11 protein-coding genes are annotated in these 15,102 nt (G+C 70.6%); 3 read left to right on the top strand and 8 right to left on the bottom strand.

Annotation, left to right across the window (positions count from 1 at the left end; all coding sequences use genetic code 11):
• Nucleotides 1-34: 34 nt before the first annotated feature.
• Nucleotides 35-733 carry an HNH endonuclease gene (locus tag HQ603_RS17515; protein ID WP_261774016.1) on the bottom strand — a complete coding sequence of 233 codons (699 nt, stop codon included), beginning with the start codon at nucleotides 731-733 and terminating at the stop codon, nucleotides 35-37.
• Between the two features lie 231 nt (nucleotides 734-964).
• Between HQ603_RS17515 and HQ603_RS17510 the strand changes: the two genes are divergently transcribed.
• A complete protein-coding gene (locus HQ603_RS17510) occupies nucleotides 965-1,888 on the top strand; it encodes a mechanosensitive ion channel family protein (protein WP_222686032.1) in 924 nt (307 codons plus the stop codon).
• A gap of 10 nt (nucleotides 1,889-1,898) precedes the next feature.
• Nucleotides 1,899-2,327 (top strand): globin, encoded by a 429-nt coding sequence (locus tag HQ603_RS17505; protein ID WP_222686031.1) that lies wholly within the window; start codon nucleotides 1,899-1,901, stop codon nucleotides 2,325-2,327.
• Nucleotides 2,328-2,347: 20 nt separating this feature from the next.
• Here HQ603_RS17505 and HQ603_RS17500 read toward each other — a convergent pair whose 3' ends face one another.
• Entirely contained in the window at nucleotides 2,348-2,785 is a 438-nt protein-coding gene (locus HQ603_RS17500; protein ID WP_222686030.1) for a cupin domain-containing protein, read from the bottom strand.
• A 142-nt stretch (nucleotides 2,786-2,927) separates the two neighbouring features.
• On the opposite strand from HQ603_RS17500, the gene HQ603_RS17495 reads away from it, so the two are divergent.
• Nucleotides 2,928-4,559, top strand: coding sequence for a glycoside hydrolase family 13 protein (locus tag HQ603_RS17495; protein ID WP_222686029.1), 1,632 nt, complete (start codon nucleotides 2,928-2,930; stop codon nucleotides 4,557-4,559).
• A 104-nt stretch (nucleotides 4,560-4,663) separates the two neighbouring features.
• On the opposite strand, the gene HQ603_RS17490 is transcribed toward HQ603_RS17495, so the two are convergent.
• The 6 genes from HQ603_RS17490 to HQ603_RS17465 all read right to left on the bottom strand — a co-directional run.
• Nucleotides 4,664-5,332 carry a hypothetical protein gene (locus HQ603_RS17490; protein WP_222686028.1) on the bottom strand — a complete coding sequence of 223 codons (669 nt, stop codon included), beginning with the start codon at nucleotides 5,330-5,332 and terminating at the stop codon, nucleotides 4,664-4,666.
• A complete protein-coding gene (locus HQ603_RS17485; RefSeq protein ID WP_308126597.1) occupies nucleotides 5,329-5,778 on the bottom strand; it encodes an acyl-CoA thioesterase in 450 nt (149 codons plus the stop codon). Before HQ603_RS17485 ends, HQ603_RS17490 begins: the two co-directional genes overlap by 4 nt.
• A gap of 9 nt (nucleotides 5,779-5,787) precedes the next feature.
• Nucleotides 5,788-10,656 carry an NAD-glutamate dehydrogenase gene (locus HQ603_RS17480; protein WP_222686027.1) on the bottom strand — a complete coding sequence of 1,623 codons (4,869 nt, stop codon included), beginning with the start codon at nucleotides 10,654-10,656 and terminating at the stop codon, nucleotides 5,788-5,790.
• Between the two features lie 246 nt (nucleotides 10,657-10,902).
• Nucleotides 10,903-12,582: an energy-dependent translational throttle protein EttA gene (gene ettA / locus HQ603_RS17475; RefSeq protein ID WP_222686026.1), complete on the bottom strand. Its 1,680-nt coding sequence runs from the start codon at nucleotides 12,580-12,582 to the stop codon at nucleotides 10,903-10,905.
• Nucleotides 12,583-12,701: 119 nt separating this feature from the next.
• On the bottom strand, nucleotides 12,702-13,181 hold the full coding sequence (gene ssb / locus HQ603_RS17470) for a single-stranded DNA-binding protein (protein ID WP_222686025.1): 480 nt from the start codon (nucleotides 13,179-13,181) through the stop codon (nucleotides 12,702-12,704).
• Between the two features lie 126 nt (nucleotides 13,182-13,307).
• The coding region (locus tag HQ603_RS17465; RefSeq protein ID WP_261774015.1) for an ABC transporter ATP-binding protein at nucleotides 13,308-15,102 on the bottom strand (1,795 nt) is incomplete at its 5' end.

Below are 15,102 nucleotides of genomic sequence, written 5' to 3'. Positions count from 1 at the left end.
GCTCAGCCTAGTGGACGCCCCCCGCCGCGTCCGATCAGGCAGCACCTTCGCCGAGGTACGGCAACCACGTCGGGTCGAGCTCCTTGATGCCGGCCAGCAGCCGCCAGTGCGGACCCGTCGGCGGGGTGAGCGCCGCGCGCAACGTCCACCCCAGCTCGGAGAGCAGTTTGTCCGCTTTGCGGTGGTTGCACGGCGCGCAGCAGGCCACGCAGTTCTCCCACGAATGGCCGCCGCCTCGACTGCGCGGCACCACGTGGTCGATGGTCTCGGCCTTGCCGCCGCAGTAGGCGCATCGGAAGCGGTCCCGATGCATGAGCGCCGAGCGCGTCATCGGAATGCGTGCCCGGTAGGGCACCCGGACGTAGGTCCGCAGCCGGATGACGGACGGCACCTGCAGGGCCAGGTCGACGGACCGGACCAGCGGGCCCTGGTCGTCGTCGTGCACGACGGTGGCCTTCTCGCACACGAGAAGAACGACGGCGCGGCGCATCGGCAGCGCGGTCAGCGGTTCGTAGGTGGCGTTCAGCAGAAGAACGCGTCGGGAGAGCCAGGCCGGGACGGAGTCGTCCCCGGCGGGCAGATCGTCCCGGTGGTCCGGGTCGGCGGTGACCGAGCGCAACGCGCGGTGACCGGAACTGGTGTGCGCCCCCCACGGCGCGGACGGCGAGGACCGCGCGTCGGTGGGCGGGGTTTGTCGATGTCCGGCGAGGGCCGTGGGCCGATGCTTCGTCATGCCACCTCCAGTACGCACCACACGCGCGGCGGGCGTCCCGGGGTGAGGTCTGCTCGCTCGCGCGTCGGTCGGCTCGCGCCGCCGGAGTGCGGCCGACGCCGACACACGTGACGTCCACAACAGTGGATCACGGATCGATGCAGGACGCACGGCGTTTCGGGGGGCCGCGGCGCGTCGGTCGGGTGAATTCTCGGGGCCCCGGGGTCGGGGTCGATCCGTAGACTCTTCGCCGTGTTCTCGACTCTTGCGCTGTCCGAGACCGGCCGTGACTGGCTGGTCGACCGTCCGCTCCAGATCGTGGGCTATCTCGCGTTGGCGTTGGTGCTCCGGTTCGTGCTGCACCGGGCCATCGACCGGGTGACGCTCCGCCGCCCCGGCGACGGACGCAAACCCGCGTTGCTCAAGCCGCTGCGCGAACGGACGACGTCCAAGTTGCAGGCCGACATCGTCCACGAGCGTCGTGCCCAGCGTGCCCGCACCATCGGCTCGGTCCTGAAGTCCGGGGTCTCCGTCACCATCCTGATCTGGTTCGTGCTGTCCGCGCTCTCCATCGTCGGCGTGAACGTCGCCCCGTTCATCGCTTCGGCCGGCATCGTCGGCGTGGCACTCGGCTTCGGCGCGCAGAACCTGGTGCGCGACTTCCTCTCCGGCATCTTCATGCTGCTCGAGGACCAGTACGGCGTCGGCGACATCGTCGACCTCGGCGAAGCCACCGGCACGGTGGAGACCGTGGGGCTGCGCGTCACCACCGTGCGCGACATCTCGGGCACCCTCTGGTACGTCCGCAACGGCGAGGTGCTGCGCGTGGGCAACATGAGCCAGGGTCACGCCGTCGCCGTCCTCGACCTCCCCGTGGCGCACACCGCCAACATCGACACGGCGTGCGAGGTCGCGGAGAAGACCGCCACCGAGGCCATCGAGCACGGCGACTTCGACGACGACATCCTCGAGTCCCCGCAGATGCTCGGGGTGGACGCGGTCACCTCCGACACGGTGACCCTGCGGCTGACGGTGAAGGTCCGACCCGGCCGGCAGTGGGCGGTGCAGCGCCGTCTCCACCGGCGGATACTGGAGGCGTTCGACGACGCCGGGATCGCCGCGCCGTATCCCAACGGGCGCCCCTTCGGTGCCACCACCACCCCCGTGACCACGTGAGGACCCCCCGATGACATCACGCGGCGACGCTCCCCCGACGAAGCCGACGCAGCCCGCGAGCACCTTCTACGACGCCGTCGGTGGCGCGGAGACCTTTCGCGCGTTGACCGCCCGGTTCTACGAGGAGGTCGAGCGCGACGAGATCCTGCGGCGCCTCTACCCGGAGGAAGATCTGGGACCGGCCGAGCGGCGCATGCGGATGTTCCTCGAGCAGTACTGGGGTGGCCCGCGTACCTACTCCGACGAGCGCGGCCACCCGCGTCTGCGGATGCGGCACAGTCCGTTCGTCATCGGCCCGTTCGAGCGCGACGCGTGGCTGCGTGCCATGCACACGGCACTCGCGTCCATCGACTCGGCCACGATGGACGACGAGCACCGACGGCAGTTCGTCGACTACATCGAGATGGCGGCCCAGTCGATGGTCAACTCCCCGATCTGACCGACCCGGCCGCCGCGCGCCTAGCCCGTGAAGCCGCCGGTCCGGGCACCCGCGCCGCGCAGCTTGCGGGCGACGCGCATGGCGAACCAGATCGGACGCGGGATGTGCGGGCGGAGGATGGCGTGCTTGCGCACGTAGTGCGGCACGTGCCACCGGGCCCACGTGTCGGCGTGGAACAGCGCGGCGTCGCCCGCCCGCAGGGTGCGCGGCGGCTGACCGGCGGAGGTGACGATCACCTCGCCCTCGATCACGTGGATGGTCTCGTCCTGTTCGAAGTACCAGTCGAACGTTCCGGCGGTGCAGTCCCACACCCAGGTGGACGTGGTGGTGTCGGGGCTGCAGGACCACTGCCCGCTCCGCGCGACGGGGGTGCCCTCCACGATCCAGGTGGGATCGATGGGGGCGGGAGCGAGCTCGACGTCGTCGAGGCGGACGGCCTCGAAAACGGGAGTGGTCATGTGCAGTCCTTTACTGTGGCTTGACGATCGCCCTGAAAATACCCTACGAAACCGACCGATGGTTGCAATCGGTCGACCGTGAACTCCTCAGTAACCCTGGAAGACCCCGCGCCGGGCGGAGGTCGCCCTGCGCACTGGCACTATGACTGCTGTGAGTACGCGCGCCAGCAGACGGATCGCCGCCCGCCGCGGCGACGGCGAGGACGCCGGAACACCCTGGTGGTCCGACGCGGTCTTCTATCAGATCTATCCGCGCTCGTTCGCGGACTCGAACGACGACGGCGTGGGCGACCTCGTCGGCGTTCGCGAAAAGCTGGGCTACCTGGAACTGCTGGGTGTCGACGCGCTGTGGATCAGTCCGGTGATGCGGTCGCCGATGGTCGACCACGGGTACGACGTCTCGGATCCCCGCGACATCGATCCGCTGTTCGGCACGCTCGACGACATGGACGGGCTGATCACCGACGCGCACGCGCGCGGCATCAAGGTGACGATGGATCTGGTGCCGAATCACACCAGCGACGAGCACCCGTGGTTCCGGGCCGCTCTGGAGGCCGGACCCGGGAGCCCCGAGCGCGATCGGTACATCTTCCGTGACGGTCGTGGGGACGGCTCCGAGCCGCCGAACAACTGGCCCAGCATCTTCGGCGGTCCGGCGTGGCACCGCGTCACCGAGGCGGACGGCACACCCGGTCAGTGGTATCTGCACATCTTCGCGCCGGAACAACCGGACCTGAACTGGCACAACGACGAGGTTCGCGCCGACCTCGAGGCCACCCTGCGATTCTGGCTCGACCGCGGGGTCGACGGATTCCGTATCGACGTCGCGCACGGCATGGCCAAGCCGGCCGAGCTGTCGGACATGGACCTCACCACCAACGAGCTGATGCGCAACGCGGACGGCGACCCGCGGTTCGACCAGGACGGCGTGCACGAGATCCACCGGGCCATCCGCCGGGTCGTCGACGAGTACGACGCCATGACGGTCGGCGAGGTCTGGGTGCGCGACAACGAGCGCTTCGCCCGCTACCTCCGCCCCGACGAGCTCACCCTCGGCTTCAACTTCCGACTCGCCGAAGCCGCGTTCGACGCCGACGAGATCAAGGACGCCGTCGACAACTCGCTCGACGCGGTGGCACGCGCCGGAACCGAGACCGCGCCCGGGGTGCCCACCTGGACCCTGTCGAACCACGACATCGACCGCGAGGTCACGCGCTACGGCGGCGGCGACCTCGGAACCCGCCGGGCCCGCGCGATGGCGCTGGTGACGCTCGCGCTCCCGGGCGTGGTGTTCCTCTACAACGGCGCCGAACTCGGCCTCCCCAGCGCCGACGTCCCGGACGACGCCCGGCAGGACCCGGCGTGGTTCCGCTCGGGCGGCACCGAGAAGGGGCGGGACGGCTGCCGCGTGCCGATCCCCTGGGAGGGCGAGGTCCCGCCGTTCGGCTTCGGCACCGGCGACCCCTGGCTGCCGATGCCTGCGGAGTGGGCCACGCTGACCGTGGAGGCGCAGCTCGAGGACCCCGACTCGATGCTCAATTTCCACCGCACCGCGCTCGAACTGCGCTCCACGAGACCGGAATTCGCCCACGCCGGACTCGATTGGTACGGCAGTCCGCCCGGATGCCTGGCCTTCCGGCGGCGCGGGGGCCTGGTCTGTGCCCTGAACACCACGTCCGACCCGGTTCCCCTGCCGCCGGGCACCGTCCTGCTGGCCTCCGCCCCCGTCGTCGACGGCATGCTGCCGGGCGACTCCGCCGCCTGGCTGGTCTGAGTTCATCCCGCGTCGGTGCGGGGGCTGCTCGAGTTCCGGTCACATGCGCAGGGTGCAACCGGTGAAAGTGACCAGAACCTGAGCAGGAACGCACACGAGGACCATCACCGCCCCGGCGTCACCATCAGCGGTATCGACGCCCCCCGCGCACGGACGACGGAGCCGTAGCGGGCGTCGAGGCGCACCCACGAGCGGTGCAGCCGCACCCGCACCCGGTCGTCGGACTCCTCACCGGGGACGAACTTCATCGCGTTCAGAGCGAACACCATGCGCATCGGGATGTCGACGGTGTCCGCGGCGGAGCGTGCCGTGAGCACCGTCTGGTCGAGCAGCGACGTCGGTGGGCCGTGCTCGCCGCCGTGTTCCCGAGCGAGGGCGACGCCGCGTTCGGCGAGGTCGACCAGGACCGGCCCGGGGACGTCCTCGACGTGGGCGAACCCGTCGGCGCTGTCGCCGGGCACGGGCCCCCGCCAGGCGGAGTCCATCGCGAACCCGGGATCGAACGGTGCGGATCCGGCGCCGGCGAGCAGGCTGCGCAACCCGTCGGCGGCGACCGTGACGTCGCCGGGGCGCACGGTCCCGCGCACGGCGCGGGTGGCCAGGACGTCGAACCCGGTCTCGCACCACGCGACGACGCGATCCGGCGCCCGCTGTCGGAGCCGAACGACGGCCGCGGCGTCGAGGCGGGTGACGTGGCCGAGGAAGGTGGACAGATCGCTCCGGTCGGACGGCGCCGGAAGCGTGAGCGACCGTTCGGCGAGGGCGCCGGTCACGGTCGGCCGGTCGAGTCCGAGCGCGTCCAGCGCCCGAGGTACTCCCGTTCGGCAGGCGTGAGCCGCCGCAGACGCTGGGTGTCGATGTCGAACGCCGCGATCTGGGTCGAGGCGACGATGGACGGCGGGGTGGACATCGCCGCGCCGTGGGGACGCACCTCGTACCCGACGGTGAAGTCGACCGCGCGCAGCTGCTGGGTCCACATCACCACGTCCAGCGGCGTGTCGGCGTGACGGAGCTGCCCGCGGTAGCGCACGTGGAGGTCGGTGATGACGGCGCTGTTGCGCAGCGTCGCCGTCGGCACCCCGTCGGCCATGAGCCAGGGAATGCGCGCTTCCTCGAGCAGCGTCACCATCCGGGCGTGGTTGATGTGCTGGTAGACGTCCATGTCGGACCACCGCACCTCGACGGGGCAGTGGAATCCGACGGGCTCGTGATCGGTCACCCCGCCAACCTAGCGGGTGCCGGCACCGCTGCTCGCCGCGCGAACCATGCTGCGGATCTGCCGCGCCGCGACCGACAGGGTGGCGAGGTCGACGGTCCCGGACTCGCCGATCTCCGTCAGAGCCGTGCGTGCGCGTCCGAGCCGGGACGCGTTGCTGGACTCCCAGTCGGCGATCATCTCCTGCGGGGTCTCCCCCGGTGCGCCGCCGTCGACGACGTCGAGGGTGAGCGCGCGCAGGGACGAGTAGAGGTCGTCCCGCAGCGCCAACCGGGCCAGCGAGTGCCACCGGTCCCCCCGCTCGAGGGTCGACACGGCGCCGAGCAGCCAGTCGATGCCGAGATGTTCGCTGAGTGCGTAGTACACCTTGGCGATCTCCACCTCGTCCGCGCCGCCGATGTCCGCGACCTCCACCACGTCGAGGAGGCAGAAGACGTCGAGCAACCGGAACACGCGGTGCGCCAACTCCTCCGGCGCGCCGAGGTCGATCGCGCGGGTCGATCGGGCGAGGCCCGCGTCGGCCAGCCGCCCGTCCAACCACTCCGACAGTCGCGGTGCCATCGACTGCACCTTGCGGGCGAAGCGGGTGATCTCGGCGCCGACGGCGAGCGGTTGCGGCCGGTTGCTCAGCAACCAGCGCGACCCGCGGTCGAGCAGCCGACGGGTCTCGAGCACCAGCGCGTCGGAGGCCGCGGTGGGCATCTCGGTCCGCGCGATCTCGTCCCACAGGTCGTGGAGGCCGAAGATCGCGGTCGTCGCGGAGTAGGCGCGTACCGCGTCCGTGCTGCCGACGCCGGAATCCTCGGCGAGGCGGTAGGCGTACGTGAGGCCGGCGTGGTCGACGGTGTCGTTGACGATGCGGGTCGCCACCAGTTCCCGACGCAGCGGGTGCGCGTGGATCGCGGTGGCGAAGCGCTCGCGCAGGGGCTCCGGGAAGTAGCCGGTGAGGAGCGGCGCGAAGACGTCGCTGTCCGGCAGCTCGGTGGCGAGCAGGTCCTCCTTGACCGCGAGCTTGACGTGCGCGAGCAGGGTCGCCAGTTCCGGTGACGTGAGTCCGAGCCCGTGCTGGAGGCGGCGGTCGATCTCCCCCGTCGTCGGGAGGGCGTCGAGGTCGCGGTCGATCCGGCCGTCGCGCACCAACTCGGCGATCTGACGGGCGTGCACCCCGAGCAGTTCGGGGGCGTGGGCGCGGGAGACCCCGAGCACCTCGTTCTGCGCCACGTTGTCGGCGAGCACCAGCGCGCCCACCTCGTCGGTCATCGACGCCAACAGATCGCTGCGCTCGTCGCTACCGAGATCACCGGCCGTGACGGCCGAGTCGAGAAGGATCTTGATGTTGACCTCGTGGTCGGAGCAGTCCACGCCGGCCGAGTTGTCCACCGCGTCGGTGTTGATCTTCCCGCCCGCCGCCGCGTACTCGATCCGGCCGAGGGCGGTGACGCCGAGGTTGCCGCCCTCCCCGACCACCTTCGCCCGGACGTCGGCTCCGTTGACGCGCACCGCGTCGTTGGCCTTGTCCCCGACGTCGGCGTGGGATTCGGTGCGCGCCTTGATGTAGGTGCCGATCCCCCCGTTCCAGAACAGATCGACGGGTGCACGCAGGATCGCGCGCATGAGGTCGGGCGGGGACAGTGCGGTCACGTCGTCGTTCATCCCGAGCGCCGCGCGGATCTCGGGGCCGATCGGCACCGACTTCACCGTGCGATCGAAGACGCCGCCGCCGGCGCTGATCAGGTCGGTGTCGTAGTCCCGCCACGACGAGCGGGGAAGCTCGAACAGTCGCCGCCGCTCCGCGAACGACGCCGCGGGGTCGGGATCGGGGTCGAGGAACACGTGCCGGTGGTCGAACGCCGCGACGATGCGCAGGCGGTCGCTGAGCAGCATGCCGTTGCCGAAGACGTCGCCGCTCATGTCTCCGATGCCGACGACGGTGATCGGGTCGCGCTGGGTGTCGACGCCGAGTTCGCGGAAGTGCCGTTTCACGCTCTCCCAGGCGCCCTTCGCGGTGATGCCCATGGCCTTGTGGTCGTAGCCCACCGACCCGCCGGAGGCGAAGGCGTCACCGAGCCAGAAGCCGTACTCGGCGGACACCTCGTTGGCGAGGTCGGAGAACGTCGCGGTGCCCTTGTCGGCGGCGACCACCAGGTAGGTGTCGTCGTCGTCCCGACGCACGACGCGCTCGGGCGGGACCGTCGCCCGCGTCTCCGGATCGAGATTGTCCGTGACGTCGAGCAGGCCCGCGATGAACATGCGGTAGCACGCCCGGCCCTCGGTCTGCGCCGCCTGCCGGTCCGCGGCCGCGTCGCCGGTGGCGACCGGAGGACGCTTGACGACGAAGCCGCCCTTGGCGCCGACGGGCACGATCACGGCGTTCTTCACGGCCTGGGCCTTCACCAGGCCGAGGACCTCGGTGCGGAAGTCGTCGCGACGGTCCGACCAGCGCAGCCCGCCGCGGGCGACCGCACCGAACCGCAGGTGCACCCCCTCGACGCGGGGCGAGTAGACGAAGATCTCGAACCGCGGACGAGGCTGCGGCAGGACGTCGACGGCCCGCGGATCGAACTTCAGCGACAGGAACGATCGTGGTGCACCGTCCGCACCGCGGACGAAGTGGTTGGTGCGCATCGTCGCCCGGATCAGGCCCAGCAGGGACCGCAGCACGCGATCGGCCTCGAGGCCGACCACCTCGTCGATCAGACCGGTGAGCGTGTCGGCGATCTCGTCGGGGTCGGGTCCGTCGGCCCGGCCGTCCGGGTCGAACTGGGCGTCGAAGAGGTCGACGAGCAGCCGCGCGGCCCGCGGATCGGCGAGCAGGACGCCCTCGACGGTGTACTGACTGTAGGGAAAACCGGCCTGCCGCAAGTACTTCGCGTAGGCGCGGAGCACCACGGCCCGGCGCCAGTCCAGACCGGCGCGCAGGACCAACTCGTTGAAACGGTCGGCCTCGGCGCGCCCGGACCACACGGCGTGGAACGCGTCGGTGAACCGGCTGCCGAGGTCGGCGGGGTCGACGTCGCCGAGCACCTCCGGCTCGGCGGCGAGTCCGAAGTCGTAGATCCAGCACCGCACGCCGTCGGGCCGGACCACGGCGTAGGGCCGCTCGTCGACCACCTCGACGCCCAGGCTCTGCAGAACCGGAAGCACCTGCGAGAGCGACACTTCGGTGCCGGAGACGTAGAGCGAGAAGCGCCACCGCCCGCGCTCGGAGTTCTCCGGCCGATACAGGCACATGTCGATGGCGTCGCCACTGAGCGCCGTCACCCGCGCGATGTCGGTGAGCGCGCGCGCCACCCCGAAGTCCTGCTTGTACGCCTCGGACAGTGCGGCGGCGTACCGGGCGGCCATGTCCGGCGACACCCGCGACGTCGTCGTCGCGGCGGTCCGCAACGCCTCGTCCCAACTCCGGGTCGCCTCGGCGATCAGGCCGCGGATGCGTTCGGCGTTGGCCTCGGACACGTCGACGTCGTCCGCGGACTGCCCGGTGAAGCGCACCGTGAAGTGCACCAACGCGAGCGGGCTGTCGGTCACCCGCGCCTCGTACTCGATGCCCGTTCCGCCCAATTCCTGCACCAGGATTCGCTGCGTCTCGAGCCGGACCCGCGTGGTGTAGCTGTCGCGCGGCAGGTACACGAGCGCGGAGACGAAGCGTCCGTACCCGTCACGACGCAGGAACACCAGCACGTCGCGCCGCAGCCCGCTGCGCTCCACCGCGGTGGCCACGCGGTACAGCGACCGGGCGTCGGCGGAGAAGAGTTCCACCCGCGGAACGGCCTGGATGGACTCGAGCATCGCCTGCCCCGAGTACGACGTCAGGGTGTGGCCGGCCCGCTCGATGACCGACCGCACGCGGTCACCCACCACCGGGATGTCGAGGGCGTTGCCGTACAGGGCGCTGATGGTGAACAGACCGACGAATCGGTACTCCCCCACCGTGTTTCCGGCGTCGTCGAGATCGTGGACGCCGACGAAGTAGGGATGCACCGTCCGATGCACCGACGTCGATCCCGACGCCTGGGTGAGCACCAGGAGATCCTCGCGGGCGACCACGCGGTCGGTCGGGAGGTCGAACGACGCGGTGCTGTTCCCGTCGGAGGTCCCGGTGCCGCCGGTGCCGTCGACGCGCAGGATGCCCAGGGCGGTGCCGTCGATCGGGGTGAGACCACCGGACCCCGCCCCGTCCGGCCCCGCACCGTCCGACACTGCGTAGCGGCAGCTACCCAGCAGACGGAAGTTGCCCTCGGCCAACCACCGCAACAGCCGCGCCGCACCCCGACGCGCCTCGGGACCGACGGCCCCGTCCCGACGCTCCCGTTCGAGCCCCTCCGCCAGCTCCAGCTGCCGTCGCCGCATCTCCGCGCTGTCGTCGGCGACTCGGCGCACGTCGCGCAGCACCGCGATCAGCGCGTCCTCGAGGGAGTCGAAGGACTCCGACGACGCCGCGGGGTGCAGCACGACGTGGATCCACGATTCGAGCAGTTCGCCGTCGCTCGCCGTGCCGACGGCGAGCTCCGCCTCGTCGGCGGGCGTCGCCGAGCCCAGGACGCCGCGCAACCGGCCGTCCGGGTCACGATCGACCCGCAGGATGGGATGGACGACGTCCATCACGGCGATACCGACGCCGCTGAGCCAGGCCGTGACCGACTCGACGAGCATCGGCATGTCGTCGGTGACGATCTGCAGTGCCGTGCCGACGCCGCCGTCGGTGCCGCGACGCAACGCCAGCACCGGAGTGCCGGGGCGGCGCGACGACGCCAGCTCGGCGTGCAGCCGCACGATCTCGCCGGGGTCGACGGCGGTGGAGCGGCGCAACTCGTCGAGGTCGACGTGGCCGAAGTAGGCGGCGCGCACCTGGTCCGTCGTCAGAGCTTCCGAATGCGCCATCTGCGCTCCACCTTCCGTCCCACGCGGGTCGCCCCACCGCGACGAGGGCGGGCGGTCTGATCCCGACCCTAGTGGTATCGGCCACACCCGACGGCCCCGGGTGGGCGGCGCTTCGACGGCAAACCGGTTACCGGCCAGTACATTCGGCGTGACCGCCCCGACGGAGGTCCGGCGGCGACCCCTCGAACGCGACCGGCGCCGACGGAGAATCTCCGTCGGCGCCGGTCGGTGGTGCGGGTGGGTGCGTCAGTCGCGGGTGAGCTTGCGGTGCGTGACGCGGTGCGGACGCGCGGCGTCGGGACCGAGCCGCTCGACCTTGTTGGCCTCGTAGCCCTCGAAGTTGCCCTCGTACCAGTACCAGGCCGCCTCGTTGTCGCCGAAGCCGCCTTCCCACGCCAGGATGTGCGTGCAGGTCCGGTCGAGGAACCAGCGGTCGTGGGAGATGACCACGGCGCAGCCCGGGAATTCCTGCAGGGCGTTCTCCAGGGAGCCCAGCGTCTCGACGTCGAGGTCGTTGGTGGGCTCGTCGAGCAGGATCAGGTTGCCGCCCTGCTTGAGCGTCATCGCCAGGTTGAGGCGGTTGCGCTCACCACCGGAGAGAACACCGGCCGCCTTCTGCTGATCGTGTCCCTTGAACCCGAACGAGCTGATGTAGGCGCGGGACGGGAACTCCTGCGTGCCGACGGTGATGAAGTCCAACCCGTCGGACACCGTCTCCCACACCGTCTTGGCCGGGTCGATGCCCGCACGGTTCTGGTCGACGTAGCTGAGCTTGACCGTCTGGCCGATCTTGACCTCGCCGCTGTCGGGCTGCTCGAGACCGACGATGGTCTTGAACAGCGTCGACTTGCCGACGCCGTTGGGGCCGATGACGCCGACGATGCCGTTGCGCGGCAACGTGAACGACAGGTCCTTGATGAGGATGCGGCCGTCGAAGCCCTTGTCCAGGTGCGAGACCTCGACCACCACGTCGCCCAGTCGCGGCGGGTTGGGGATCTGGATCTCGTCGAAGTCGAGCTTGCGCATCTTGTCGGCCTCGGCCGCCATCTCGTCGTAGCGATCGAGGCGGGCCTTGTTCTTGGCCTGACGAGCCTTGGCGCCGGACCGCACCCAGGCGAGCTCGTCCTTGAGCCGCTTCTGCAGCTTCTGGTCCTTCTTGCCCTGGACCTCGAGGCGCTCGGCCTTCTTCTCCAGGTACGTCGAGTAGTTGCCCTCGTACGGGTAGAGGCGACCGCGGTCGACCTCGCAGATCCACTGGGCGACGTGATCGAGGAAGTACCGGTCGTGGGTCACGGCCAGGATGGCGCCCTGGTAGGCGGCCAGGTGCTGCTCGAGCCACAGCACCGACTCGGCGTCGAGGTGGTTGGTGGGCTCGTCGAGCAGCAGCAGATCCGGCTTGCTCAGCAGCAGCTTGCACAGCGCGACGCGGCGCTTCTCACCACCGGACAGGTGGGTGACGCCCTCGTCCGGCGGCGGGCAGCGCAGCGCGTCCATGGCCTGCTCGAGCTGCGAGTCGATCTCCCACGCGTCGGCGTGGTCGAGCTTCTCCTGCAGCTCGCCCATCTCCTCCATGAGCTCGTCGGAGTAGTCGGTCGCCATGAGCTCGGCGATCTCGTTGTAGCGCTTGAGCTGCACCATGGTCTCGCCGAGGCCGTCCTCGACGTTCTCGCGAACCGTCTTGGTCTCGTCGAGCTCGGGCTCCTGCATGAGGATGCCGACCGACGCGCCCTGGGCCAGGAAGGCCTCACCGTTGCCGGGCTGATCGATGCCCGCCATGATCTTGAGGATCGAGGACTTGCCGGCGCCGTTGGGGCCGACCACACCGATCTTCGCTCCCGGGTAGAAGCTCATGGTCACGTCGTCGAGAATGACCTTGTCGCCGTGCGCCTTGCGCACCTTCTTCATGGTGTAGATGAATTCCGCCACGGGTTCCTCTCGAAGTGGTCAGATGCGATCGGAGTCTACCGGGACGCCCGTCGCCGCCATAACCGCCGCAGCGGGGTGCCGATCGCCGGCCGGGGGCCGCGCGACCGGCACCCGGACGCCTACCCGACCGGCGTGGGTTCGGGGTCCCGCGCGTCGTCGACACCGTGCTCGGCGAGATCGTCGACGGCGTCCACGAGCTCGCTGTCGGCGGGATCGGGCTCGGTCGGCGCAGGTTCACGCCGCGGCCGCACCATCGTCGCCTGGCAGCGCGACAGGTCCGGCCCGACGGCCGTCGCGGTGATCTCGAGACCGGACCGGCCCACGCCCTCCTTGGTGGTGTACTCGCTGGTGCGGGCGCGGCCGTAGACGATCACCGGGTCGCCCTTCATGAGCGAGGCCCCCACCCCGGACACCAGCCGTCGCCAGCAGGACACCGACGCGTACAGCGTGTCCCCGTCGATCCAGTCCCCCGTCGCGCGGTCCTGCCGACGCGAGTTGCTCGCGACGCGGAAGCCGAGCACCTCGTCCCCGGCCTGCGTGGTGCGCTTGATCGGATCGGTGATGACGGTGCCCACCACCGTCGTCCAGACGTCGTTCATCTCTCCCCCTCCCGTCCGGCGGTGATGCCGGTACGTCGGCGAGGATGCCGTCGGGCGGGGACGGCGCAGGCACGTCGCCGGGCGCCCTGTGGACGGCGATCCACAGGGCGGACGGGGGGTTGACGGTCAGCCGACCGGTTCGAGATCGGGTGCGGCGAGCAGCGCGGCGTAAGCGCCGTTCGCCAGAACCAGCTCGTCGTGCGTCCCCTGCTCGAGGATGCGGCCGTGGTCGAGAACCACGATGCGATCCGCGTGCCGCACGGTGGAGAGCCGGTGGGCGACGACGATCCGGGTACGGCCGCGGCCGAGCTCGTCCATGGCCGTCGCGACCGCACGCTCGGTGGTCGTGTCGAGGGCGCTGGTGGCCTCGTCGAGCACCAGGATCGGCGGGTCGCGCAACACCGTGCGGGCGATGGCCAGCCGCTGCTTCTCGCCGCCGGAGAATCGGTAGCCGCGCTCGCCGACCAGGGTGTCGTAGCCGTCGGGCAGCGCGAGGACGAAGTCGTGGATCTGCGCGACGCGGGCCGCGTTCTCGATCTCGTCGTCGCTGGCGGACGGCTTGGCGAAGCGCAGGTTCTCGCGGATGGTGTCGTGGAACAGGTAGGTCTCCTGCGACACCACCCCCACCAGGTCGGCGACCGTCGCGAGCGGGAGGCGCCGCAGGTCGACGCCGTCGATCTCGACGCTGCCCGACACCGGATCGTGCAGGCGGGCGGTGAGGTACCCCAGCGTGGTCTTGCCGGCGCCGGTGGCGCCGACCACCGCGAGCGTGCTGCCGGCGGGAACGGTGAGGTCGATGTGCTCGAGGGTCGGACGGGCGGTCTCGGGCGACCCCGGGTAGCGGAAACCGACGTCCCGGAACCGCACGTCGCCGCGCGCCCGGCGGGGGTCGAGGACGATCGGATCGGCGGGCTCGTCGATCTCGACCGGCAGGTCGAGGTACTCGAAGACGCGCCCGAACAGAGCCAGTGAGCTCTGCACCTCGACCCCGGTGTTCAGCAGCGACATGGTGGGCCGGAACAGCTGGGTCTGCAGGGTGGTGAACGCGACGAGCGTGCCCACGGTGATGGCGTTGCCGTGTCCGATGGTGACGCCGGCGAACCAGTAGACCAGCGCGGGCATGACGGCGAAGCTGATGGAGATGGTGGCCATCCGCCACTTGCCGGCCATGGTGGAGCGCAGTTCCACGTCGGCGACCTCGGCGGAGCGCGCCGAGAACCGCTCGGTGAGCACGGACCCGGAGCCCGTGGTCTTGCCCAGCAGTACGCCGCTGACCGACAGCGACTCCTCGACCTGCACCGACAGTTCCGAGAGCAGGCGCTGCCGAACCGAGGAGATGCGACGACGCTCGTCCCCGACGCGGCGCGCGATGCGCACGAACACCGGGAGAATGAGCAGGGAGAACAGCGCGAGCCGCCAGTCGAGCAGGAACAGCGCGACGACGGTGGCCAGCACCGTGGTCGCGTTCTGCGCGATGGACGTCGCGGTGTTGGTGACGACGGACTGCATGCCGCCGATGTCGTTGGCGATGCGGGACTGCACCTCACCGGTGCGGGTGCGGGCGAAGAAGCCGAGCGACTGCCGCTGCAGGTGCGAGTACACCTGCACCCGGAGGCGGTGCATGAGGGCCTGGCCGATGCCGTTGGACATCCACGTCTGCGCGACGCCGAGACAGTTGGTGACCACGGCAACGGCGATCATGCCCGCGGCGAGCAGCGTGACCAGCGTCAGGTTCGCGTCGGGAATGGCGTGGTCGAGCATCTCGCGCAGCAGCAACGGCGAGGCCAGGGCGACGACGGCACTCACGGTGATGACGGCGGTGACGGCGAGGACCCGGCGGCGGTAGGGACGGAAGAGGGCGACGACCCGACGGAGCGGGGCGGGATCGGCGCGGAGCGCCGGGGTGGGAGCAGCACCGGCG

Origin of the sequence: Rhodococcoides corynebacterioides, from assembly GCF_019834675.1 — a bacterium.
GTDB lineage: Bacteria > Actinomycetota > Actinomycetes > Mycobacteriales > Mycobacteriaceae > Rhodococcoides > Rhodococcoides corynebacterioides_A.
The sequence above is the reverse complement of the archived record's forward strand: the minus strand, read 5'-3'. Positions and strand labels throughout refer to the sequence as shown.

What these genes read in the sequence shown, in the direction of transcription:
- HQ603_RS17495 (WP_222686029.1), top strand. Translation starts at nt 2,928, where the DNA reads ATGACTGCTGTGAGTACGCGCGCCAGCAGACGGATCGCCGCCCGCCGC.
- ssb (WP_222686025.1), bottom strand. Translation starts at nt 13,181, where the DNA reads ATGAACGACGTCTGGACGACGGTGGTGGGCACCGTCATCACCGATCCG.
- HQ603_RS17500 (WP_222686030.1), bottom strand. Translation starts at nt 2,785, where the DNA reads ATGACCACTCCCGTTTTCGAGGCCGTCCGCCTCGACGACGTCGAGCTC.
- HQ603_RS17480 (WP_222686027.1), bottom strand. Translation starts at nt 10,656, where the DNA reads ATGGCGCATTCGGAAGCTCTGACGACGGACCAGGTGCGCGCCGCCTAC.
- HQ603_RS17505 (WP_222686031.1), top strand. Translation starts at nt 1,899, where the DNA reads ATGACATCACGCGGCGACGCTCCCCCGACGAAGCCGACGCAGCCCGCG.
- HQ603_RS17515 (WP_261774016.1), bottom strand. Translation starts at nt 733, where the DNA reads ATGACGAAGCATCGGCCCACGGCCCTCGCCGGACATCGACAAACCCCG.